The organism is Streptomyces sp. NPDC045778, from assembly GCF_056431945.1.
The window spans coordinates 167,451-187,704 of the sequence record NZ_JBWKJZ010000003.1; the positions used below are offsets into that span (position 1 = coordinate 167,451).

The 20,254-nt window shown below is 74.1% G+C and carries 17 protein-coding genes; 6 read left to right on the plus strand and 11 right to left on the minus strand.

Annotation, left to right across the window (positions count from 1 at the left end; translation table 11 throughout):
- Positions 1 to 100: 100 nt before the first annotated feature.
- Both AC07GB_RS05455 and AC07GB_RS05460 read left to right on the plus strand, forming a co-directional pair.
- Positions 101 to 1,156, plus strand: coding sequence for a methyltransferase (locus AC07GB_RS05455; RefSeq protein ID WP_478841915.1), 1,056 nt, complete (start codon positions 101 to 103; stop codon positions 1,154 to 1,156).
- Positions 1,157 to 1,293: 137 nt separating this feature from the next.
- Positions 1,294 to 1,977 (plus strand): response regulator, encoded by a 684-nt coding sequence (locus AC07GB_RS05460; RefSeq protein ID WP_478841916.1) that lies wholly within the window; start codon positions 1,294 to 1,296, stop codon positions 1,975 to 1,977.
- 1 nt (position 1,978) lies between these two features.
- Here AC07GB_RS05460 and AC07GB_RS05465 read toward each other — a convergent pair whose 3' ends face one another.
- Positions 1,979 to 3,127, minus strand: coding sequence for an alkaline phosphatase PhoX (locus tag AC07GB_RS05465; RefSeq protein WP_478841917.1), 1,149 nt, complete (start codon positions 3,125 to 3,127; stop codon positions 1,979 to 1,981).
- Positions 3,128 to 3,432: 305 nt separating this feature from the next.
- Here AC07GB_RS05465 and AC07GB_RS05470 point away from each other — a divergent pair, with 305 nt between their 5' ends.
- On the plus strand, positions 3,433 to 4,101 hold the full coding sequence (locus AC07GB_RS05470; RefSeq protein WP_478842064.1) for a DUF1326 domain-containing protein: 669 nt from the start codon (positions 3,433 to 3,435) through the stop codon (positions 4,099 to 4,101).
- 18 nt (positions 4,102 to 4,119) lie between these two features.
- Here the strand turns inward: AC07GB_RS05470 and AC07GB_RS05475 are convergent, their stop codons facing one another.
- The 5 genes from AC07GB_RS05475 to AC07GB_RS05495 all read right to left on the minus strand — a co-directional run bounded on the left by AC07GB_RS05475 (position 4,120) and on the right by AC07GB_RS05495 (position 9,513).
- Positions 4,120 to 5,685, minus strand: a complete 1,566-nt coding sequence (locus AC07GB_RS05475) for an alkaline phosphatase D family protein (protein ID WP_478841918.1) — start codon at positions 5,683 to 5,685, stop codon at positions 4,120 to 4,122.
- Entirely contained in the window at positions 5,685 to 6,260 is a 576-nt protein-coding gene (locus AC07GB_RS05480) for a phosphoesterase (protein WP_478841919.1), read from the minus strand. Before AC07GB_RS05480 ends, AC07GB_RS05475 begins: the two co-directional genes overlap by 1 nt.
- A 123-nt stretch (positions 6,261 to 6,383) precedes the next feature.
- On the minus strand, positions 6,384 to 7,862 hold the full coding sequence (locus tag AC07GB_RS05485) for a helix-turn-helix domain-containing protein (RefSeq protein WP_478841920.1): 1,479 nt from the start codon (positions 7,860 to 7,862) through the stop codon (positions 6,384 to 6,386).
- Positions 7,859 to 8,665: an SAM-dependent methyltransferase gene (locus AC07GB_RS05490; RefSeq protein ID WP_478841921.1), complete on the minus strand. Its 807-nt coding sequence runs from the start codon at positions 8,663 to 8,665 to the stop codon at positions 7,859 to 7,861. Before AC07GB_RS05490 ends, AC07GB_RS05485 begins: the two co-directional genes overlap by 4 nt.
- Entirely contained in the window at positions 8,662 to 9,513 is an 852-nt protein-coding gene (locus AC07GB_RS05495) for a helix-turn-helix domain-containing protein (RefSeq protein ID WP_478841922.1), read from the minus strand. Before AC07GB_RS05495 ends, AC07GB_RS05490 begins: the two co-directional genes overlap by 4 nt.
- Positions 9,514 to 9,674: 161 nt before the next feature.
- Here AC07GB_RS05495 and AC07GB_RS05500 point away from each other — a divergent pair, with 161 nt between their 5' ends.
- A complete protein-coding gene (locus tag AC07GB_RS05500) occupies positions 9,675 to 11,681 on the plus strand; it encodes a helix-turn-helix domain-containing protein (RefSeq protein WP_478841923.1) in 2,007 nt (668 codons plus the stop codon).
- Between the two features lie 83 nt (positions 11,682 to 11,764).
- On the opposite strand, the gene AC07GB_RS05505 is transcribed toward AC07GB_RS05500, so the two are convergent.
- Positions 11,765 to 12,265 carry a cupin domain-containing protein gene (locus AC07GB_RS05505; RefSeq protein ID WP_478841924.1) on the minus strand — a complete coding sequence of 167 codons (501 nt, stop codon included), beginning with the start codon at positions 12,263 to 12,265 and terminating at the stop codon, positions 11,765 to 11,767.
- A gap of 81 nt (positions 12,266 to 12,346) precedes the next feature.
- Here AC07GB_RS05505 and AC07GB_RS05510 point away from each other — a divergent pair, with 81 nt between their 5' ends.
- Positions 12,347 to 13,198, plus strand: coding sequence for a LysR family transcriptional regulator (locus AC07GB_RS05510; RefSeq protein WP_478841925.1), 852 nt, complete (start codon positions 12,347 to 12,349; stop codon positions 13,196 to 13,198).
- A 130-nt stretch (positions 13,199 to 13,328) separates the two neighbouring features.
- A complete protein-coding gene (locus tag AC07GB_RS05515) occupies positions 13,329 to 16,676 on the plus strand; it encodes a S8 family peptidase (RefSeq protein WP_478841926.1) in 3,348 nt (1,115 codons plus the stop codon).
- Between the two features lie 39 nt (positions 16,677 to 16,715).
- On the opposite strand, the gene AC07GB_RS05520 is transcribed toward AC07GB_RS05515, so the two are convergent.
- From AC07GB_RS05520 to AC07GB_RS05535, 4 genes are read right to left on the minus strand one after another with little or no spacing between them, the layout of a single operon-like run.
- Positions 16,716 to 17,690 (minus strand): 3-hydroxyacyl-CoA dehydrogenase family protein, encoded by a 975-nt coding sequence (locus AC07GB_RS05520; RefSeq protein ID WP_478841927.1) that lies wholly within the window; start codon positions 17,688 to 17,690, stop codon positions 16,716 to 16,718.
- Positions 17,687 to 18,784, minus strand: a complete 1,098-nt coding sequence (locus AC07GB_RS05525) for an HAD-IIIC family phosphatase (protein ID WP_478841928.1) — start codon at positions 18,782 to 18,784, stop codon at positions 17,687 to 17,689. Before AC07GB_RS05525 ends, AC07GB_RS05520 begins: the two co-directional genes overlap by 4 nt.
- Positions 18,781 to 19,950: an acyl-CoA dehydrogenase family protein gene (locus AC07GB_RS05530; RefSeq protein WP_478841929.1), complete on the minus strand. Its 1,170-nt coding sequence runs from the start codon at positions 19,948 to 19,950 to the stop codon at positions 18,781 to 18,783. Before AC07GB_RS05530 ends, AC07GB_RS05525 begins: the two co-directional genes overlap by 4 nt.
- Positions 19,947 to 20,240, minus strand: coding sequence for an acyl carrier protein (locus AC07GB_RS05535; protein ID WP_478841930.1), 294 nt, complete (start codon positions 20,238 to 20,240; stop codon positions 19,947 to 19,949). The genes AC07GB_RS05530 and AC07GB_RS05535 overlap by 4 nt, the downstream gene beginning before the upstream one ends.
- Positions 20,241 to 20,254: the final 14 nt, after the last annotated feature.

The window sequence follows — 20,254 nt, forward strand, 5'->3', positions numbered from 1 at the left end:
ATCCGGAGGTCGCCGCCGACGATCCAAGTTAGGCTTACCTAAGTTGCATGGTCGTCCGTGCGGCGAGGGCACGCGCGACCCGACCGGAAGGGGAGTGACGGTGGCGGACACGAACGACGAGACCCGGACGCCCAGCGCCGAGGACCGCGGGCGCGTGATCCAGCTGGTCCTGGGGGGCCTGGCGCCCCAGGCCCTGCGGGCGGCCATCCGGCTGCGGCTGGTCGAGATCATCGGCGACAAGGAGCGGCACGCCGCCGAGGTGGCCGCGGAGGCCGGGACGCAGCCGCAGGCCACCTCCCGGCTGCTGCGCGCCCTCGCGGCCTTCGGCATCCTTGAGGAACGCGGCCGGGACTCCTACGCGGTGACCCCCGCGGGATCCCTCCTCGACCCGGGGCGCCCCGACTCGCTCGCGGCCCTTGTCGGAATCTTCGCCGAGCCGGTGATACTGCGGGCCTGGGAGCACCTGGACGAGGGCGTGCGGACCGGCGGGACCACCTTCAAGTCGGTCTTCGGCACGGACTTCTTCCCCTACCTCAAGGAGCGCCCGGAGCTGTCGGAGCTGTTCAACGCCGCGATGAGCCAGTCCACTTCGCTCACCGCCGCGCAGCTTCCGCACGCCTACGACTTCAGCCGCTTCACCACGGTCGCCGACATCGGCGGCGGGGACGGCACCCTGCTGTCCCCGGTGCTGCGCGAGCACCCCGCCCTGTCCGGCGTCCTCTACGACACCGAGGAAGGCCTGGCACAGGCGCCCCGGACGCTGCGGCGGCACGGGGTGGAGGACCGCTGCTCCCTGGTGGCCGGGGACTTCTTCCAGTCGGTCCCCGAGGGCGCCGACCTCTACCTGATCAAGAGCATCCTGCACGACTGGAACGACGACCAGGCGGTCACCATCCTCGGCCACTGCCGCGCGGCCATGCCGCCCGGCGGACGGGTGCTCATCGTGGAGCACCTGCTGCCCGCCGCGGTCGCCCCCGAGAGCGCGGGCCTCTTCCTCAGCGACCTCAACATGCTGGTGAACCTGGGCGGAAGGGAACGCACCCGCGAGGACTTCGCGGAGGTGTGCGAGCGGGCGGGCCTCACCCTGACCTCGGTGACGCCACTCGGCGAGGGGAACGCGTTCTGCCTGATCGAGGCGGCGGCCGCCGGATCCTGACCGGGCGCGGGGCCGCGCGCGAGGGGGCGGCCGGGCGCTCGCCCGCGTGGTCTTCCCGGCGTACGGCCCGCGTAGTCCGCGTAGTCTTCCCGGCGTACGGATCGAGCGGGGCGGGATCACGCCGGGGAGGGCGGGCCATGACGGTGCGGGTGGTCGTCGTGGACGACCAGGCGGTCGTGCGGGCGGGTTTCGCCGCCGTCATCGACGCCGAGCCGGATCTGACGGTGACCGGCCAGGCCGCGGACGGCGCGGAGGCCGTCGAACTGGCCCGCGCCCACCGCCCCGACGTGGTCCTGATGGACATCCGGATGCCGGGCATGGACGGCCTCACGGCCACGCGCCTGCTGACCGCCCTCGACCCGCCGGTACGGGTCCTGGTGCTGACCACGTTCCGCCGTGACGAGTACGTGTTCGCCGCCCTGCGCGGGGGAGCCTCCGGCTTCCTCCTGAAGGACTGCGAGCCGCAGCACCTGGTCGACGCCATCCGCACCGTGGCCGCCGGCGAGGCGCTGCTCGCCCCGGCCGTCACCCGGCGCCTCATCGACGCCTTCGCCGGCGGCGCGGTCTCCGCCCGCCCGCGCCCCGACGGCCGCCTGGACGCCCTCACCGCGCGCGAGACGGACGTTCTGCGCGCGGTGGCCGGTGGCCTGAGCAACCCGGAGATCGCCCAGGCCCTCGGCATCGGCAGGTCCACGGTGAAGACCCACGTCAACGCGATCCTGGCCAAGCTGTCGCTGCGCGACCGGGCACAGGCCATCATCCTCGCTTACGAGGTGGGCCTGGTGAGCCCGGGCGCCGACGGCGCGGTGAACGGGCCCTAGTTCACAGGCTGTTGCGGAAGGGACCGGTGACCTCGTAGGTGATGCCGCCGCTGCTGGAGCCCGAGGTGCCGCGCTGCGAGGAGAAGTACAGGCGGTTGCCCGCGGGGTTGAACGCGGGCCCGGTGATCTCGGACGAGGCCTGGCCGCTGATCCGCAGGAACGGGGCGATGACGTCGGAGGGCGTGATGACGCATATCTCCATGTTGCCGCCGTCCTCGGCGACGTAGAGGTCACCGACCGCGGCGGCGGTGACGTTGTCCACACCGGTCAGCGGGGCGCCGCTGACGTTGTCGTCGTACACGACGGCGAGGGTGTTGTTCGCCGCGTGGTAGGCCCAGACGCGGTTGTCGCCCTTGGTGGTGAAGTAGCAGATGTCGGCGCGGTAGTGGCAGCCCTCGCCGCCGTTGAAGACCTTCGCGCCGGAGACCTGGTAGCGCGTGGCGGTGGGGCTGCCGTCCGGGTCGGGCACGGTGGCCCAGGACAGCGCGCCGCCGCTCTCCCTGAGCACCTGGAGGGTGCCGGAGGACAGATTGCCCCAGGTGGTGGGCACGAACCGGTAGAAGCGGCCGTCGGACTTGTCCTCGGTCAGGTAGATCACCCTGCGGACCGGGTCGGCGGCGGCCGCCTCGTGGTTGAACCGGCCCATGGCCGGCCGCTGCACCGCCGGGTTCACGCCCCACGGGTCGGTCTCGTGGACGAGGCCCGTGTCGACCTCCTCGCACGACAGCCAGGTGTTCCACGGGGTGGCGCCGCCCGCGCAGTTGCGCTGGGTGCCGGACAGGATGGCGTAGGCGCCGGTGATCTGGGCGGAGCTGTTGAACTTCACGGCGCCCGCGCCGCCCTGGCCGCTGCCCAGTTCGGCGTTGGACACATAGATCCAGCCAGAGCCGTCGGCGAAGCAGGCGCCGCCGTCCGGCGCCCCGTGCCAGGTGTGGTTGGTGCCGGGCACCTTCTGGGAGGAGCGGGCGACGACCCGGCTGGTGAAGCCCGCCGGGAGCCGGATGCCGTTGGCGTCGGCGGCCTGGAGCGGCCCGTAGGGGCCGGGGCCCGGCAGGGCGGGATACGCGGCGGCCTGCCGCCACAGGGAACCGGAGAACGCGGCGGCTCCGGCACTCAGAACGGCGGCGCGCAGCATGGTACGGCGTTCCATGTCGACTCCTTCGTCGCACGGGGGACGGGAACGCGGTGGACAGTAGGCGCACCGGGACGGGGCGGTAAGTCTCCGGAGAATGAACTGTTTTCAGCCACTGGGCGAATGACGATCACGTGCCGCGGGAGCGTCGAGCCGCCTCCTGTCGACTAATACCCCCGGGGGGTACTTGACGTCCGGGAGGGCGTACCCGTAGCGTCCTCCACGTCAACGGCGCATACCCCCACCCGGTATCCTCCCCTTATCCCTCAGGAGGCCCCACCATGTGCACAACGTCCGCGACTTCGCAGACCGCGACGCCCGCCATGCCCAGCGTCGTCCGCGCCGGCGGGGACGACGGCTCGCTGCCCGACTGGCATCTGCGGGGCGAGTGGTTCGACGTGTGCAGCTGCTCCCTCCCCTGCCCCTGCACCTTCGCCCAGGCCCCGACCCACGGGGACTGCCTGTTCACGCTCGTCTGGCAGATCCACGAGGGGCACTTCGGGGACGTGCGCCTGGACGGCCTCGGCGTCGTCGCGCTCGGCGAGTTCGCCGGCAACATGTGGGTCGGCGACCCGGACGCCACCATGAAGGTGATGCTCTACATAGACGCCAAGGGCGACCAAGCCCAGCGGGACGCGCTCCAGCAGATCTTCGCAGGTCACGTCGGAGGCTGGCCGGGCGAGTTCGGCGCCCTCATCAGCGAGCTGCGCGACGTCCAGTACGCCCCCGTACGCTTCGACGCGGCCGAGGACCTCTCGTACTGGCGGGCCGACGTCGCCGACAAGGTCGCCGTCGGAGCCGTCGCCCTGACCGGCCCCACCGCCGACCCCACCCGCCGCGTCCAGCTCGTCAACGCGCCGGGAGCGGAGGTGGGGCCCGGCCAGATCGCCACCTGGGGCGTGGTGGACCGCGACCACGCCGAAGGCTTCGACTTCTCCCACGAGTACCGGGGCGGGTCGAGCAAGCACTTCCCCTTCGACTGGCGCCCCTGACCGGCCCCGGACTCCCCGTCAGTCCCTGCGGTACTGCGCGGGCGACGCCTTCGTGGTGTCGTCCTCGTACGACCCGGCCCGGCCCCGGTCCACGTGGAAGGTGGTCAGCGTGGTGACGGGGGAGCGCGGGTCGCGGCGGTCGCCGACCACCCGCATGTGCGCGCTGAAGCGCTCCGGAGTCACCTCGTACACGTCGTAGCCGTACCGGTTGCCCTCGAAGTACTTCAGGTGCGGGTTGGCCTTGCCCATGAGGGGGCCGTTGGCGGCGTTCCACTCCGGCGAGTACGCGCCCGACGTCACCGAGTGCGCGGTGAACTCCGTGCCCACGAGCGGCGATTCGGGCGCGTCGAAGTCGGTGCGGATGTCGTCGACGAAGGCCGAGTGCCAGTCACCGGTGATGACCACCAGGTCCTCGAGACCGCTGCCGTGCACGTGCTGGAGGACCTCCTTGCGCTCGGCGAGGAAGCCGTCCCACTGGTCGGTGAACATGTACGAGCCGCCGGGCCTGCCGCGCAGCTGGCTCAGCATGATCGAGTTGGCCCACACGTGCCAGGAGTCCGGGGCCCTGTCGACGGTCTTCTTGAGCCACGCCTTCTGCTCGGCGCCGAGGATGGTGCCGTCGGGCAGGTTCTGCGCCGAACGGTACGACCGCAGGTCGAGCACGGCGAGTTCGAGCAGGTCGCCCCAGCGGCGCACCCGGTGGATCTCCGGGTCCGGCAGGGCCGACCCGCCGAAGGAGTCCCGGTGCGGCATGTGCTCGAACCACGCCTGGTACGCCGCCGCGCGGCGGCGCATGAACGGCGCGCCGCCCCCGGTGCCGCTGTAGTCGTTGACGACCTCGTGGTCGTCCCAGGTCAGGAACCACGGGTGCGCGGCGTGCGCCTCGCGCAGCGACTTGTCGCCCTTGTACAGGGCGTGCCGCTTGCGGTAGTCGGCGAGCGTCAGGATCTCAGGACCGTCGTGGTCGCGCACGTGCTTCTCCGGTACGCCGCCGACCTGCCCGTGCTCGTATATGTAGTCGCCGAGGTGCACGACGAAGTCCACGTTCTCGCGGGCGATCCCGCGGTGGGCGGCGTAGAAGCCGTCGTGGAACGCCTGGCAGTTGGCGGCGGCGAAGGTCACCTTCTGCACCCGGCCGCGCGGCGCGGTCCGCGTCCGGCCCACCCGGCTGGTCCTGCCGAGCGCCTTGAACGCGTACCAGTAGTGGCGGCCCGGGGCGAGCCCGCCCACCGGCACGTGCACGCTGTGCCCGAGCGTCGCGGAGGCCGGAGCCGTACCCCGCGCGACGACGTGCCGCAGGCGGGCGTCCTTGGCGAGGACCCACTCGACCTCGACGACCTCGGGGAGGCGCTGCTCGGCGGCCAGCGGCTCGGGCGCGAGTCTGGTCCACAGGAGCACCGAGTGCTGCTGCGGATCACCGGAGGCCACCCCAAGGGTGAACGGCGCGCGGTCGTACTCCGCGCCGAGCCGCTCGGCGGCCTCGCGGGCCTGCGCGGGCGTGAGACCCGCGGCCAGCGGCCAGGCGACGTTCAGCGCGCCCGCGGCCGCGGCGGCCTTGAGGAGGTCACGGCGGTTCACGGACATCAGCGGCCTCCGGTGGGCTCGAGGGTGAGGGAGATCGCATCGGCGTAGCCGTCGTTGGAGGTGCCGCCGCCGCTGCGCGTGAACACGAGGAGGACCCGCGCCGAGCGGGCGCCGGGCGGCACCTGGGCCGCCGCCGTGCGCTCGAGCAGCGCCGTACGGCCCTCGCGTTCGGCGGCGCTCACGGGCCCGAGCACGCTGAGCGCCACCGGCGTTCCCTCGGCGTCGCGGAACTCCACGGAGAGCCGGGCGCCGTCCTCCTGCCCCGCGTAGCCGCCGAGCCAGGCCGTCACGGTGTAGCGCACCTTCCCGGCGTCGACGGCCCGGCGCCCGGTGGGGCCGCTCCGGGGCAGGGCGACGTCCTGCGTCAGCGCGGTGCGCGGGCTGTCGCCGCCCGAGAAGAAGCGGCTGCCGCGCCGCGCGGGGCCGGGGTCGGACGCGGTCGGGTAACCGCCGCCCAGGCTGTACGAGATGAGCGCCGGGGCTCCTTGGACGACCTTCCAGCCGCGCACGGTGGAGACGGGCTCGGCGCTGCCGCCCGCCCCGCTCTCCGCGTCGCCGTTGACGACGAGATTCACTCGCGCCTCCTGTGATGGGTGATGTGGGCGCGGTCAGCTCACCAGCCCCGTGTGAACCAGGAGAAGCGTCGTGGCGAATTCTGTTACCACCAGGTGGCGCAGGTACGGCGTGTGCGCGGGCGGCTACCGCCCCGGCTCGCGGTACGTACGGCCGCCCCGGCGCGGCAGCGCCGCCGGTACGTCGTCGGCGGTGGCGACCGTCTCCACGGCGAGGCGCAGCTCCGCCCGGACGGTCGCCGACGACAGGTCCAGGTCCAGGAGCCTGCCGCACTCGGCGAGCCAGGTGGTGAGGGTGGTCCGGTGCAGGGCCAGCTCGGTGGCGGCGGGCGCGGTGCGGCCCCGGTGCGCGAGCCAGCAGCGCAGCGCGATCCGCAGCCGGGGGTCCAGGGGCTGGAGCAGGCCGGACGCCCAGCGCCCCGCGTGCTCGGCGCTGAGCAGCGCGGCGGGCAACGGCGGGCGCGGCCGCAGGGGTTCCGCCGCAGCCGCGGGGACGGGGGAGGCGGGCGCGCGCAGCGCGAGCAGCGACTGCGCCTGCACGGTGGGGTGGTCGAGGTCGGCCGCGAGGAGGACGCCGATGCCGCGAAGCCGCGAGCGGACGGTGCCCTCGGACACGTCGAGGGCGGGGGCGGCGGCCTGCGCGGAGCCCGAGCGCAGCCAGGCCTCCAGGGTGCGCCGCTCCCTGCCGTCCAGCGGCTGGAGCACGGCCGCGGACCACGCGACGAGGCGGTCCGCCGGGATCACGCGGAGCAGCCCGTGCGCCCCGAGGCCGGTCACCGAGGTGAGGCGCCCGATGGAGGTGCTGTTGCGCGTGCTCCCCGCCTCGGCCCACGCGGTGACGAACATGTCCAGGGGCGCGGGGGCCGCCGCGCCCCCGGTCAGCTGGTGCCGGTCGGCGACGCGCGCGACGAGCGCGAGCGTCGGGTGGCCGCCGTCGGCACGGGGCAGGTCTCGGGCCCCGTGCAGGGCGACCACGGTCAGCTCCGTGCCGTCCAGACTGACCAGCGTGCGCGTGCCGTTCGACAGGTCGGGCTGCGTCGCCCGCCACAGCGCCTGATGCGCGGTGTGCAGGGCCCGCCCGGTGAGGCGGTACACGGTGGCGTGCGTGGGGGTCTCACCGCCGAGCACCTCGGTGGCCAGGCGGTGCTGGCCGCGCAGCAGCAACCGCAGCACGGCGGTGTGCACGCGCTGCTCGGCGCCGCGCGTCTCCTCCGCGTGCCGGGCCCGCAGGCGCAGCAGGTCGACGGCGCACTGCGTGACGAGCGCCGTCAGCGGCGGGGACGCCGCGACGCCGGGGCAGACGACGAGGACGCCGCCCTGCGTCCCCGGCACCTGATGGACGGTCGCGTGCGGGTGCGCCTGGGGGTGCGCGGCGGCCCGCAGCCCCGTGGGCCCCGCGGACTCCGGGGTGGCGTGCACGACGCCGGCCGCCGGGTCCACGAGCACCGCCCAGCCGTCGGCGACGGCGGCGATCTCGGCGATCAGCATGGCCCCGGAACGGGCCGCCGCACGCGTGAGCCGCCGCACCACCTGCGCGTGCTCCGCGGCCGTCGGGGCCGGGGGCTTCGCGGGGTGCGGCTCACGGCCCGCGCCGCGCGCCGTCACGGTATCCGCGCGACACCACCCCACCCCGCTCGCGCGGTGAGGGTGCCGGTGGTCGCTTCGGGCCGCCAGTGGGGCCAGGACACATAGCCGGGCTCGACCATCTCCAGGCCCTCGAAGAACGCGACGGTCACCTCCGGCTCGCGGAAGATGTACGGGATCGCGCCCGAGTTGTTGTACTCCTCCTGCACCTCGCGGTGCTTGTCGTCCGACGCGGTGGAATGGCTCAGGGACAGATAGCTGCCCGAGGGGAGCCGGTCCACGAGGCGCCGCACCAGGCCGAGGGCCTCCTCCCAGTCCACGATGTGGCCGAGGACGTCGTTGATCACCAGGGCGACGGGCCGCGTCATGTCGAGCGTCCTGGCCGTGCCCGCGAGGACCGTCTCCGTGTCGCGCATGTCCGCGAGCACGTAGTCCATCGCGCCCTCGGGGGTGCTCTTGCCCATCGCCTGGACGTGCAGGAGCACCAGCGGGTCGTGGTCGACGTACACCACCCGGGACTCCGGCGCGATGCGCTGGGCCACCTCGTGGGTGTTGTTGGCCGTGGGCAGCCCCGCGCCCACGTCCAGGAACTGCCGGATCCCGGCCTCCTTGGCCAGCCAGGTGACGGTGCGCACCAGGAAGCCCCGCGACTCCTGGGCGAACGGCTCGATCAGGGGGTATTTGGCGCGGTAGGCGTCACCGGCCGTCCTGTCGGCCTCGTACCAGTCCTTGCCGCCCAGCCAGTAGTTCCACACGCGGGCGCTGTGGGCGACGGACTTGTCGATCTCGTCTAACCGCGGCGGGAGCTTCATCGGTTCGGTCATGAGAGGTCCAGCACCTCTTTCGACTTGTCGGGGTGGAGGGCGGTGGCGCAGGAGTAGTCGAGGAGCAGACGGTAGGCCGTCACCGTGTCGGGCGCGTCCCACACGTCGGCGGTACCGGCCAGGCCGCCCTCCCTGACCACGTGGTCGGAGATCTCCGGCACCTCGACGCGGAACAGGGTCAGCGGCGGCTTGCCGGTCAGCGCGTGCGGGGGCCCGTCCAGCGGATGGATCTGCAAGGTGACGTCGGCCCGCTCGGCCGTGGACCGCAACACCTTCAGCTGCTCGGTCATCACCCCCGGCGCCCCTACGCGGGTGTGCAGGGCCGCGGCCGACATCACGGCCCAGATGCGCGTCTGCTGGGTGCGTAACCGCTCCTGGCGCTGGACGAGCAGGTCGGTCCTGCGGTCCTTGGCCGCGGGGGACAGGTCCGGGCGCAGGACGTCGTCGACGGCACGGGCGTAGGACGGCGTGCGCAACAGCGCCGGAACGAGTGCGGGCTCCCAAGTGCGTACGATTCCGGCCGCCGACTCCACGCTCATCAGGTCCAGCTGCCACGGGTCCATCACGGCGCGCCAGGGGTGCCACCACCCCGGCGCGTTGGCACTCGCCAACTTGCCGAGGAAGTCCTCGGTCTCCGCCCGCGCCGCCCCGTACGCCGCGAGGAGCACGGACACCTGGCCCACGTCCAGGGACGTCTGGGCCTGCTCGATCCGGCGGACCGTGGCCGGGTGCGCGCCGAGCGCCGCCGCGGCTTGCTTGAGCGAAAGCCCCGCCGCCTCGCGGAGGACCTTGAGGCGGGTGGCGAGCACGAGGTGCGCGACGGTCCGACCGGATCGCTCGCGAGCCACGCGCCCCTCCTTCCGACAGTCTCCGCAACTTGCGGGTAGTGCACACCTTGTCGCTTGCAATCCCTGGACGCAAGCCGTTGAGTAGGTGCCGTGGTGAAGCGGCCGGGACAACCGGGGCGGACAACACGTCGTACGCACGGGGGATTTACGGGGGAGATGACGTGCTGACGCTGGGCGCGCTGGTCGGCAGGATCGAACTCGGACTTGCCTTCGCCGGAGGCGTCGCCGCCGCACCGCACGAGGCGGTCAGGGTCGCCGGCCTGGCGACCCTGACCCTGCCCCGCCTCCTCGAGGGCGAGCCGCAGCGGCGCCTGGAGCCCGGCTCCCTCGTCCTGCTCACCGAGATGCCGTTCCGGCTCAGGGGCCGCGCGGAGGTCGCCCTGGAGACCCTCCTGGAGCAGATGGCCCTCGACGGGTGCGCGGGCCTCGTGGCGAGCGTCCTGTCGGACACCCACCAGCCGTTCCCCCTTGCGGTCCGGGAGGCCTCCGCCGCGCTCGGCGTCCCGCTCCTGACCACCACCGCGCCGCCGCGGCCGTGGGCCGCCGCGGGCCGCGAACTCACCGAGCGCAGGCTCGCCGCCGTGGAGTCCCACGCCGGTCACCTCACCACCCTCGTCCAGCAGTTGCCCACCCGGGCCGCCGACCCCGATGCCATGCAGCGCATCGCGGACTGGCTCGCGCGTGCCCTGCGGGCGCAGGTCCTCGTGAGCGAGCCGGGGGCCGTGCTCGCGGCCTCGCCCGAGACCGCGGCCGAGGCCGTGGCGGAGGCGTTCCTGCGCGGCCCCCGTGAGGGCCTCGCGCGCGACCGGTCACAGGGCCCGCACACGCGGCTCGTCCCCCTCTCGTCGGCGGGCGGCGCGTCGTCCCCCGCCGCGGGTGACACGGCGTGGACCGGTGCAGGCACCGCGATGGGCGACCTCTCCACGGTCGGCGCCGTGTCCGCCGCGGACGACACGAACACCGTACTGGCCGTCGCCCGCCGCTCACCCCCCTACGACGACGCCGAACTGCGGCTCATGCGGCACGCCGCGCGCCTCCTCGGCCTGCTCGACCAGGCGCGGCGCGAGCACCGCGCCGCCGCCGACGCCGCGCACGCGGCCCGCACGGCGGCCGTGGAACTGCTCCTGGACGCCGAGGTCGACAAGGCGCGCAGGGTCATGGCCACGCAGGCCCCCGGCCTGCTCACGCCGGACGCCGTCCGCGTGTTCGTCGTCGACGTCCCGCAGGACCGGCGCGACGCCGTCCTGCGCCGGTGCGAAGCGGGTACGGCGGGCCGCGCCCTGGTCGTCGCCGATCCGCGCGAGGACCGCCGGATCCTGGTCGTCGAGCCGATCCGGCCGCGCCGCACCGGCGACGCGGTGGCCACCGAGCTGACCCGCCTGGTCGCAGACCTCGGCGCCGACGCCTCGCTGGGCGGCAGCGGCACGTACCCGATGGTGATGCTCGCCGACGCCCTCCAAGAGGCCATCACCGCACAGCGGTTCGCCCTGCGCCGCCCGGACGCGGTGGCGCTGTCCGCGCAGAGCACCGACCTGGTCAGCGTGCTGCCGCGGGACGGGGCGCGGCGCTGGGCCCGCGGCCTCCTCGACCCGCTGCTGCGGCCACAGGAGCAGTGGGAACAGCTGCGGGACACCCTGCCCACCGCCCTGGCCTACCCCTACGCCGTGGCCGCCCGCAGGCTGCGCGTGCACCGCAACACCGTCAGGCGCCGCGTGGCCAAGGCGGAGGAACTGCTCGGGATGGACTTCTCGACCGTCAGGGACCGGGTGACCGTCGGGCTCGCCCTCGACCTGCTCGCCGACCGGCACCGGCCCGAGCGGTCCCTCACCCTGGTCGGCGGCGCGACACCCACCCTGGAGGCGCTGCTCGCCTCGCCCGAGGCCACGGCCTGGGCGGACAACCTGCTGTGCGGCGCGCGTGGCGACCGCAGGAATCTGCTCACCACCGCCGCGGTCTGGCTCGCGCACGACGCGCACATCGAGCCCGCCGCACGCGCCCTCGGGCTCTCCGAGTTCACCGTCCGCTCCCACCTGCGCGCCCTGGAGAGCCACACGGCCCGGGACCTCGGCTCCCTCGGCGGACTGCGCGACCTCCAGTTCTCCCTGCACATCCTGACGGGCGAGGCCGGCGTCACGGACCCGCGCGGCCACTTGTGCTCGACGCCGTGACCGGCTTCCGCGAGGTGGGCGTCACCGCCATGCCGTCGCGAGCCCGGCGGTGAGCAGACCGGCGAGGACGCCGTAGGCGACGCTCATGAGGCGAAGTCGGTGGCCGGTTCGGTGGCGTAGCGGCTCATCGTCCGCAGATGCTCCTCCGGGGTCAGGGCCCGGCCGCCGGCTGCCGCGTCCTGGAGGTCCCGGAAGTACTGCACGTACAGGGGCGGGGTGAACGTACTGAGCAGGACGGCCGGTTCGTCGGTCACGTTGGCGAAGGTGTGCGGGGCGCCGGGCGGGACGGTCACGAAGGCGCCCGCGGGCACGTCGTGGTCCTGCGCGCCGACCGTGAACCGCACCGTGCCGGAGACGACGTAGAAGCCCTCGTCGTGCAGGGTGTGGCGGTGCTGCGGCGGTCCCGGCGTGTGCGGTGCGAGGACGGACTCGGTGACCCCGAGGCGCTGTCCGGTGGCGGTGCCGTCCTCCAGGACGCGCATGCGCGTGGTGCCCAGGACGATGGCCTCGCCCTCGCCGGGGCCGACCACGGTGACGGTGGGGCCGGTGCCCGGGGTGTGGTGGGTGTTCGGTGTGTCGGTCATGCGTCGATTCCACCGCCGGGGCGCCGCCCGCGTCCAAGACCCCTTCTGTCACCTCGATACCCCACGGGTATCGTGACCGCCATGGAACTGCGCACGCTGCGCTATTTCGTGGCGGTCGCCGAGGAACTGCACTTCGGCAGGGCCGCCTCCCGGCTGCACATGAGCCAGCCGCCGCTGAGCCGGGCGATCAGGCGGCTGGAGGTTGAGTTCGGCGCCGCCCTTTTCGACCGCTCGTCCGCCGGGGTCCGGCTCACCGGCGCGGGGTCGGTGCTGCTCGGCGAGGCGCGCGCCCTGCTGGAGAGGGCCGAGCGGGTCCGCGGCCGCGTGGCCGCTGCGGCCGGTGCCGCGACCCTCACCGTCGGCATCCTGGGCGACGGCGCCGACCCCGCCGCGACCCGCCTGGCCGCCGCCTTCCGCGGGCGGCACCCGCGCGTCGAGGTCCGCGTCCGCGAGACCGACCTGACCGACCCCACCTGCGGGCTCCACGCGGGCCAGGTCGATGTCGCCCTGACCCGCGGGCCTTTCGACGAGACCGGTCTCGCCGTACGGGAGGTGCGGGCCGACCCGGTGGGCGCGCTGCTGCGCGCCGACGACCCGTTGGCCCGGCACGACCGTCTGCGGCTGGCCGATCTGACCGACCGCCGCTGGTTCCTGTTCCCCGAGGGCACCGACAGCCTCTGGCAGGCGTACTGGAACGGCGGGGAACCGCGCGAGGGCCCGGTGGTGCGCGCCGTCCAGGAGTGCCGGCAGGCGGTCCTGTGGAGCGGCACGGTCGGCATGACGCCGCTCGGGCACGAGCCCGGCCGCGGTCTCGCCGTGGTGCCGCTGGCCGACATGGAGCCCAGCCGGGTCCTGGTGGCCTGGCGCGCGGGCGACACGAACCCGCTGATCCGCTCGTTCGCCGGGATCGCGACGGACGCGTACCGCCGCTGAGTCCGCTCTTCGGCCGGACGCCGGCCCGCCACTGTTCACCGAGATCTCTTCCGTCTCCCGTGAACCACCCGTGCCATGATCTCGTCTCACGGGGCGTCACATCAACACGCTTAAGGGACGGGCAATTCGGGTGGCAGGCATATCGAGGGTGGGGGCGGCGGCCATGGCCGCCGTGGTGGCCGGAGCGCTGCTCACGGGGGCGGCGGCAGCCGACACCGTGACGCGGCCGGACCGCGCCGCGGGCACGGATGAGGCCGCGGGCGCCGAGGGCGAGCGGGGAGCCCGGGCGGGCAGGACGGCGACGGTCACGTTGATCACCGGTGACCGGGTGGTTGTCGCGGCGAAGGGCGGCAAGGTCGTCCGGCTGATCCGCGGCGAGGGCCGCGCACAGCTGGCGATCTCGGTGCGGCGCGAGGCCGGGCACGTGTTCGTCGTGCCGCAGGACGCCGAGTCACTGATCGCCGCGGGCCGGCTCGACCGGCGGCTCTTCGACGTCACGCGGCTCGTCGCGGACAAGTACGACGACGCGCACACCACGTCGCTCCCGCTGATCGTCGGATACCGGCCCGGCCGGACCAACAGCCTCAAGGCGGCCGACACGTTCAAGGGCCACGCCCGTGACCGCCGCGCCCTGCCCGCCGTCGGCGGCGAGGCGTTCAGCACGCCCAAGTCCGGCACGCCGGGCCTGTGGTCGGCGCTCACCCGCGGCACGGGCGGGCGCGCGAACGTCCGCGCCACCGCCGCTCCCTTTGTCGCGCACGTCTGGCTGGACGCCAAGGTGCGCCCCACGCTCGACAAGAGCGTGCCGCAGATCGGCGCCCCCACCATGTGGAACGCCGGATACACCGGCAAGGGCGTCAAGGTCGCCGTCCTGGACACCGGCGTCGACCAGACGCACCCGGACCTCAAGGGCGTCGAGGTCACCGAGAAGAACTTCACCGCGGCGCCCGATGCCAAGGACCGCATGGGCCACGGCACGCACGTCGCCTCCACCCTCGCGGGCTCCGGCGCCAAGTCGGGCGGCAAGCGCAAGGGCGCGGCGCCCGGCGCCCGGATCCTCGACGGCAAGGTCATCTCCGAGGAGGTGGGCGCCGGTTACGACTCCGACATCGCCGCGGGCATGCAGTGGGCCGTCGACAGTGGCGCCAAGATCGTCAACATGAGCCTCGGCAGCCTCGACACACCGGGCACCGAGCCCCTGGAAGAGGCCGTCGCCCGGCTCTCCGGCAAGGCCCTGTTCGTCATCGCCGCGGGCAACGACGGCCCGGGCCCGCACACCCTGAACGCGCCGGGCAGCGCCCCCGAAGCCCTCACCGTCGGCTCGGTCGACAAGCGGGACAAGATCGCGGAGACCTCCAGCAGGGGCCCCACGGCCGACGGCGTCCCCAAGCCGGACCTCACCGCGCCCGGCGAGGACATCACCGCAGCGCGCACCACGCTGCTGTCCGACGACGAGGGCGACGGCTACGTCGCCATGTCGGGCACCTCGATGGCGACCCCGCACGTGGCCGGGGCCGCCGCCCTGCTCCTGCAACAGCACCCCACCTGGTCGGGCCAGCGGCTCAAGTCCGTGCTGACGGGCTCCGCCAAGCCCAACCCCAAGCTCAACGCGTACGAGCAGGGAGCGGGCCGCGTGGATCTGACGCGCGCGGTCTCCGCGTCCGTCTCCTCCGAGCCCGGCACCCTCACCTTCGGTACGCAGGCCTGGCCGCACACCGACGACAAGCCGGTCAAGAAGACGCTCACCTACCGCAACCACGGCACCGAGCCGGTCACCCTCACGCTGTCCACCACGACCGTGGACCCGTCCGGCCGCCCGGCCCCGGCGGGCATGTTCACCCTCAAGGACACCAAGCTCACCGTCCCGGCGGGCGGCACCGCGAAGACCGCCGTCACCGCCGACACCAAGCCCGGCACGGCCGACGGCATCTACGGCGGCACCGTACTGGCCGCCGGTGACGGACAGTCGGTCCGCACCGGCCTCGTCGTCGACCGCGAGGTCGAGTCGTACGACGTCACGCTGAAGCACCTGGACGTCAACGGCGAGCACGCGGCGAGCTACACCACCACGCTCACCGAGCGTGCCACGCAGACGAAGTTCACCGTCCCCTACCACAGCGGCGGCACGGCCACCGTGCGGCTGCCCAAGGGCACCTACGGCCTGGAGAGTTCCGTCTACGGGCCGTCCAAGCCCTTCGCGGTGTTCGTCCAGCCGAAGCTGAAGGTCGGCGCGGACTCCACGCTCACCCTTGACTCCCGCAAGGCGAAGCCGATCGCCGTCACCGCCCCGGACCGGGCCGCGCGCCTCACGGCGTCGGACCTCAGCTACGACGACCCGGCGGCCGGGATCGCGGGCAGCTGGAGCCTGGGCGGTGACGCCGACATCCGCACGGCCGGGCTCGGCGCCTCTTCCAGCACGCTGAACGCCCAGTACAACGGCGTGTGGAAGGTGCCGGGCAGCTCCGCCAAGAAGGACTACCGCCTCGCCTTCGGCCGCACCGGCAGCTGGTTCACCGGCCTGAAGCACGCCACCACCAAGGCCGAGGTCGCCGAGGTGAAGTACGGCGTGGGCTCCTCCGCCGCCCGGCGCAAGGGCACGCTCTCCGTCACCCCGCTCGGCGCGAACGACTACGGATCGCCGATCCAGTCGCAGACCACCCTGAACCTCCCGGCCTCGGGCACGACCTACGTCAACACCAAGGGCATACGCTGGATGTGGGCCATGGCGCAGCTCGACGACGCGGGGGTGCCGGTCATCAACTACGGCACCGAGCCGACCGCGTACAAGGCGGGCAAGCGCTACACGCTGAACTTCAACACCGGCGTCGTCGGCCCCGACCTCAAGGCCGAGCAGGGCCAGGGTGCGCGCCGCGCGGGCAACTCCATGGACGCCTACGTACGGCTGTTCAACGACGGCGCGGGACACGCGGGTGACTCGCTCACGACCGGAGGCTTCACCCGCCTGGAGTCCGGTGGCCGGACCATCGCCGAGGGCGAGCCCGGCGCGCTGGGCGCCGAACTTCCCGCCGCCTCCGCGCCCTACCGGCTGACCATGGAGGCCGGCCGGCCGGCCAAGGCCACCACGACCAGCACGAAGGTGTCCGTGGCCTGGACCTTCACCTCGGCCAGGACCCCCGACGAGGAGCCCACCGACCTGCCGCTCTCCACCGTCCGCCTCGCGCCGAAGCTGGCCCTGAACGGCACGGCCCCCGCGGGCGGCACGCTGACCGTGCCCCTGAAGGTGGCCGGCGCGGCCGCGGGCCCGGACAGGATCGCCAAGCTGACCGTCAAGGTCTCCTACGACGGCGGCGGCACCTGGAAGCCGGCCCCCGTCACGACCGACGCCCAGGGGGCGCGCACGGCGAGCGTGCGCCACCCGGCGACGGCCAAGGCCGCCTCGTACCGGGTGTACCTCAAGGACACCTCGGGCAACACCGTGACCGAGACGATCACCAACGCCTACCGGCTCGCCCCCTAGGGCGCGCCCCTCACCCGCGGGAAGGCGCCGCGCGCCGGGTCACCTCGGCGCGCGGGCCGGATAGCGGTGGAAACCCCGGCCGCTCTTGCGGCCCAGATGACCGTCGGCGACCAGCGCACGCAGCCCCTCGCAGGGCTGGAAGCGCTGGTCGCCGGTGCATTCCAGCAGGACGTGCAGCGTGTCCACGATGGTGTCGAGGCCGATCAGGTCGCCGGTGGCCAGCGGGCCCATGGGGTGTCCGAAGCACTCCTGGAAGATCTGGTCGACGGTGGCGGGGTCCGCGGTGCCCTGCTGCACCACCGTGGCGGCCTCGTTGATCGTGAGCATGAGGACCCGGTTGGCGACGAAGCCGGGGCCGTCGGCGACCACGATGCCCTTCTTGCCGAGGCCCGCGAGCAGCGCGAGGGCGGTGTCCAGGGTCGCGTCGGACGTCCGCGGGCCGCGGACGACCTCCACGGTCGGCTTCATCGGCGCCGGGTTCATGAAGTGCATGCCGAGCACCTGCTCCGGCCGTGCCGTCCGCGCGGCGAGCCGCTCGACGGGGATGGCCGAGGTCACCGTCGCGAACACCGCCCCGGGCGGGCACACTTCGTCCAGCTCGCGGAACAGCTTCTCCTTCAGCGGGATGCGCTCCGGCGCGCAGTCGAGCACGAACCACGCGCCGGCCAGGTCCTCCAGGCGCGCGGTCCAGGTGACCGCCGCGAGGGCCTGCCCCGGCGGGACGGCCGCGGCCGCCTTACGCACCATCCGGGCCAGCCGGACGCCGTCGCGGAGCCGGGCCGGAGCGGCGGCGAGGGCGGCCTCCTCGGGGTCGACGGCCACCACGCGGTGCCCGGCCTCGACGAGACACTGCGCGATGCCGACGCCCATCGTCCCGGCGCCGACCACGCCGATGACACCGCTGCCGACGCCGCTCCGACCGTTCTGGCCGTTCTGGCCGTTCTGGCCGTTCTGGCCGTTCTGGCCCATGCGATCCTCCTCGTTCCGGCCGGTGTCGCCGGTGGCGCCGCTCATGCGGTGACCACCCGTACGGGGTGCTTGCGGGCGGGCGGCGGGTTGTCCGGGTCGATGGCCAGGGTGAGGCGGCCACCGGCGTCCTCCACCACCGCAAAACCGCTGAAGCGGAGCGTGACCAGCATCTGCCGGTTCACGTCGGTGGGTACGAACTCCGCGACCGGGCGCCGGCCCGCGGCCAGGGCCCCGGTGACGATGTGGTCGATGAGCGCCGCGCCGGCGCCGCGTGACATCACCCGGCAGGACATCAGCAGCAGTTCGAGCACGGTCGCGTCGTCCCGGAGTGCGGTGACGGCGAGCCCGATGGTGCCGTAGGAGCCGAAGCGGTCCGTCAGACCGGCGACGAGCACCTCGTGCCCGGGGTCCTCGCACAGGCGGCGCAGCGCGTCCAGGCCGAAGGTGCGCCCGGTGGTGTTGAGCTGGTGCGTGCGCACGGTCAGCTCGTGCGCGCGGGCCAGGTCGGCCCCGGTGGCCCGCCGGACCGTGAGGACCAGGTCGAGCGAGGCCAGGAAGTGCGCGGGCGGACCGGTGTGCTCGGCCTCCGCGGCCTTGCGCCGCCGCTCGGTGCGGTACAGCCGGCGCCGCTGCGCCGACTCGTCCGTCATGAACCTCGGGGTGAACTCCGCGTACGAGGCGAGGAGTTCCGCCTCGTGCGCGGCATAGCAGCGCACCTCCGGAAGCGCGGCGGCCACCTCGGCCCGCTCCACCGGGTCGTTGTCGATGAACGCGACCGTGTCGAGCCCTATGGTCAGCTCGGCGGCGGTCCGCTCGACGGCCTGGGACTTGGCGCCCCAGCCCACCTCCAGGACGGTGAAGAGGGTGTCGAGCCCGTGCGCGGCCAGGTGCGCGGCGGCGACGTCGTACGCGCCGCGGCTGGCCACCGCGTGCAGGATGCCCCGCTGGTCGAGGGCGTGCACGGCCCGCACGGCGGCCGCGAAGGGCACGGGCGCGTCGCCTTCGAGCACGACGCCGTCCCACAGGGTGTCGTCGAGGTCCCAGACCAGGCACTTCACCGTGGGTTCCGGGGCCCGCGCGGGGCGTGTCCCGGGCCCGGCCGCCGTGCTGTCGTGCGGTCCGCGGGTCTGTGCGCTCACCGGGGTCCTCCCTCTGGCTCGGTCCTGCGCCGGGCGTGCCCGTGTCCGTGGGCGCGCAGCAGGTGGTCGGCGATGTGCAGCTCGGACACCTGGGCCGAGCCTTCGATGATCTCCATGACCTTGGCGTCGCGGTAGCAGCGGCCCGCCAGGCTGTCGGGGGCGCAGCCGGACGCGCCGAGGACCTGCACCGCGCTGCCGGCCACGGCGGTGGCGGCACGCGCCGCCGCGTACTTGGCGGCGACGGTCTCCGCGACGGCGTCCGGGTCGCGGGCCGCCCGCAGCCGCGCCGCCCGCAGACACAGCTCCCGGGCGGCGCGGCTGTCCACCACCGCGCGCCCCAGGAGCGCGCGCACCTGCTGGTGCTCGGCCAGGGCCACGCCGCCCTGCGTGCGCCGCGCGGCGTGCCCGGCCGCCGCGCGCAGACACGCCTCGGCCAGCCCGACGCAGCCCCAAGCCACCGTGAACCGGCCGTGGTCGAGCGCGGTGCCCACCACGTGCGACAGGCCGAACCCCGGCGGAGCGACCGCGTTCTCGCGCGGTACGCGCACGCCGTCGAACCGTACGTGGGCGAGGTGGGCGGCGCGCAGGCCGAGCTGGCCGCGCACCGGCTCCCGCCGCACGCCGGGCAGGCCGGCCTCCACGAGCACCGCCGCGGGGCGGCCCTCCGTGCTGCCGAGGACCAGGAACACGTCCGCGACCTCGCCGAAGGTGATCCAGCGCTTCTCGCCGGTCACCGTGTACGTGTCGCCGTGCCGCTCGACCGCGGTGGTGACGGCGGTGAGGTCGCTGCCCGCCTCCGTCTCCGTCGCGGCGAAGGCGGCGATCAGCTCGCCCCGGGCGAGGGCGGGCAGCCACCGCTCGCGCTGTGCGGCGGTGCCCCAGCGCAGCAGGGCGGCGCCCACCATGCCCTGCACGGTGACGAGGCCGCGCAGCGAGCCGCACACGCCGCCGAGCCGGGCACACGCCTCGCCGAGCTGGGCGGGCGAGGCGCCGAGCCCGCCGTGGCGGGGCGGCAGATCCGCGCCGAGCAGCCCCTCGCGGGCGACCGCGCGGCGCACGTCGACGGGCAGTTCGCCGCGCGCGTCCCAGGCGGCGGCGTCCTCGCGGACCACGTCGGCGAACCGCGCGCCCAGGGCCGTCAGATCGACCGCGGCCGTGCTGTTCACGCCGCCGCGCCCCGGCTCGCGGCCTTCGCGAGGACGAAGTCCCGCAGCCGGCCGAGGGTGCGGAAGTGGTCCAGGTCGAGGTCGTCGACGGTGACCTCGATGGCGTACCGCTGCTCGACGAAGTTCACCAGCTCGATCGCGAACAGCGAGGTCACCAGGCCGAGGGCGAAGTAGTCGTCGTCCTCGTCGTCCCGGCCCAGTTCCCGGCCCAGGGCGCCGGACAGATACGCGCGCAGCTCCTCGGTCACGGACGCCGCGTCGGCGGCGCCCCTCCCGTTCGGTGTGTCCATGCGGGCCCTCTTTC

Bases quoted from the DNA above. Each gene is read 5' to 3' on its own strand.
- AC07GB_RS05460 (WP_478841916.1), top strand. From the start codon at position 1,294: ATGACGGTGCGGGTGGTCGTCGTGGACGACCAGGCGGTCGTGCGGGCG.
- AC07GB_RS05465 (WP_478841917.1), bottom strand. From the start codon at position 3,127: ATGGAACGCCGTACCATGCTGCGCGCCGCCGTTCTGAGTGCCGGAGCC.
- AC07GB_RS05470 (WP_478842064.1), top strand. From the start codon at position 3,433: ATGCCCAGCGTCGTCCGCGCCGGCGGGGACGACGGCTCGCTGCCCGAC.
- AC07GB_RS05475 (WP_478841918.1), bottom strand. From the start codon at position 5,685: ATGTCCGTGAACCGCCGTGACCTCCTCAAGGCCGCCGCGGCCGCGGGC.
- AC07GB_RS05490 (WP_478841921.1), bottom strand. From the start codon at position 8,665: ATGACCGAACCGATGAAGCTCCCGCCGCGGTTAGACGAGATCGACAAG.
- AC07GB_RS05505 (WP_478841924.1), bottom strand. From the start codon at position 12,265: ATGACCGACACACCGAACACCCACCACACCCCGGGCACCGGCCCCACC.
- AC07GB_RS05510 (WP_478841925.1), top strand. From the start codon at position 12,347: ATGGAACTGCGCACGCTGCGCTATTTCGTGGCGGTCGCCGAGGAACTG.
- AC07GB_RS05520 (WP_478841927.1), bottom strand. From the start codon at position 17,690: ATGAGCGGCGCCACCGGCGACACCGGCCGGAACGAGGAGGATCGCATG.
- AC07GB_RS05535 (WP_478841930.1), bottom strand. From the start codon at position 20,240: ATGGACACACCGAACGGGAGGGGCGCCGCCGACGCGGCGTCCGTGACC.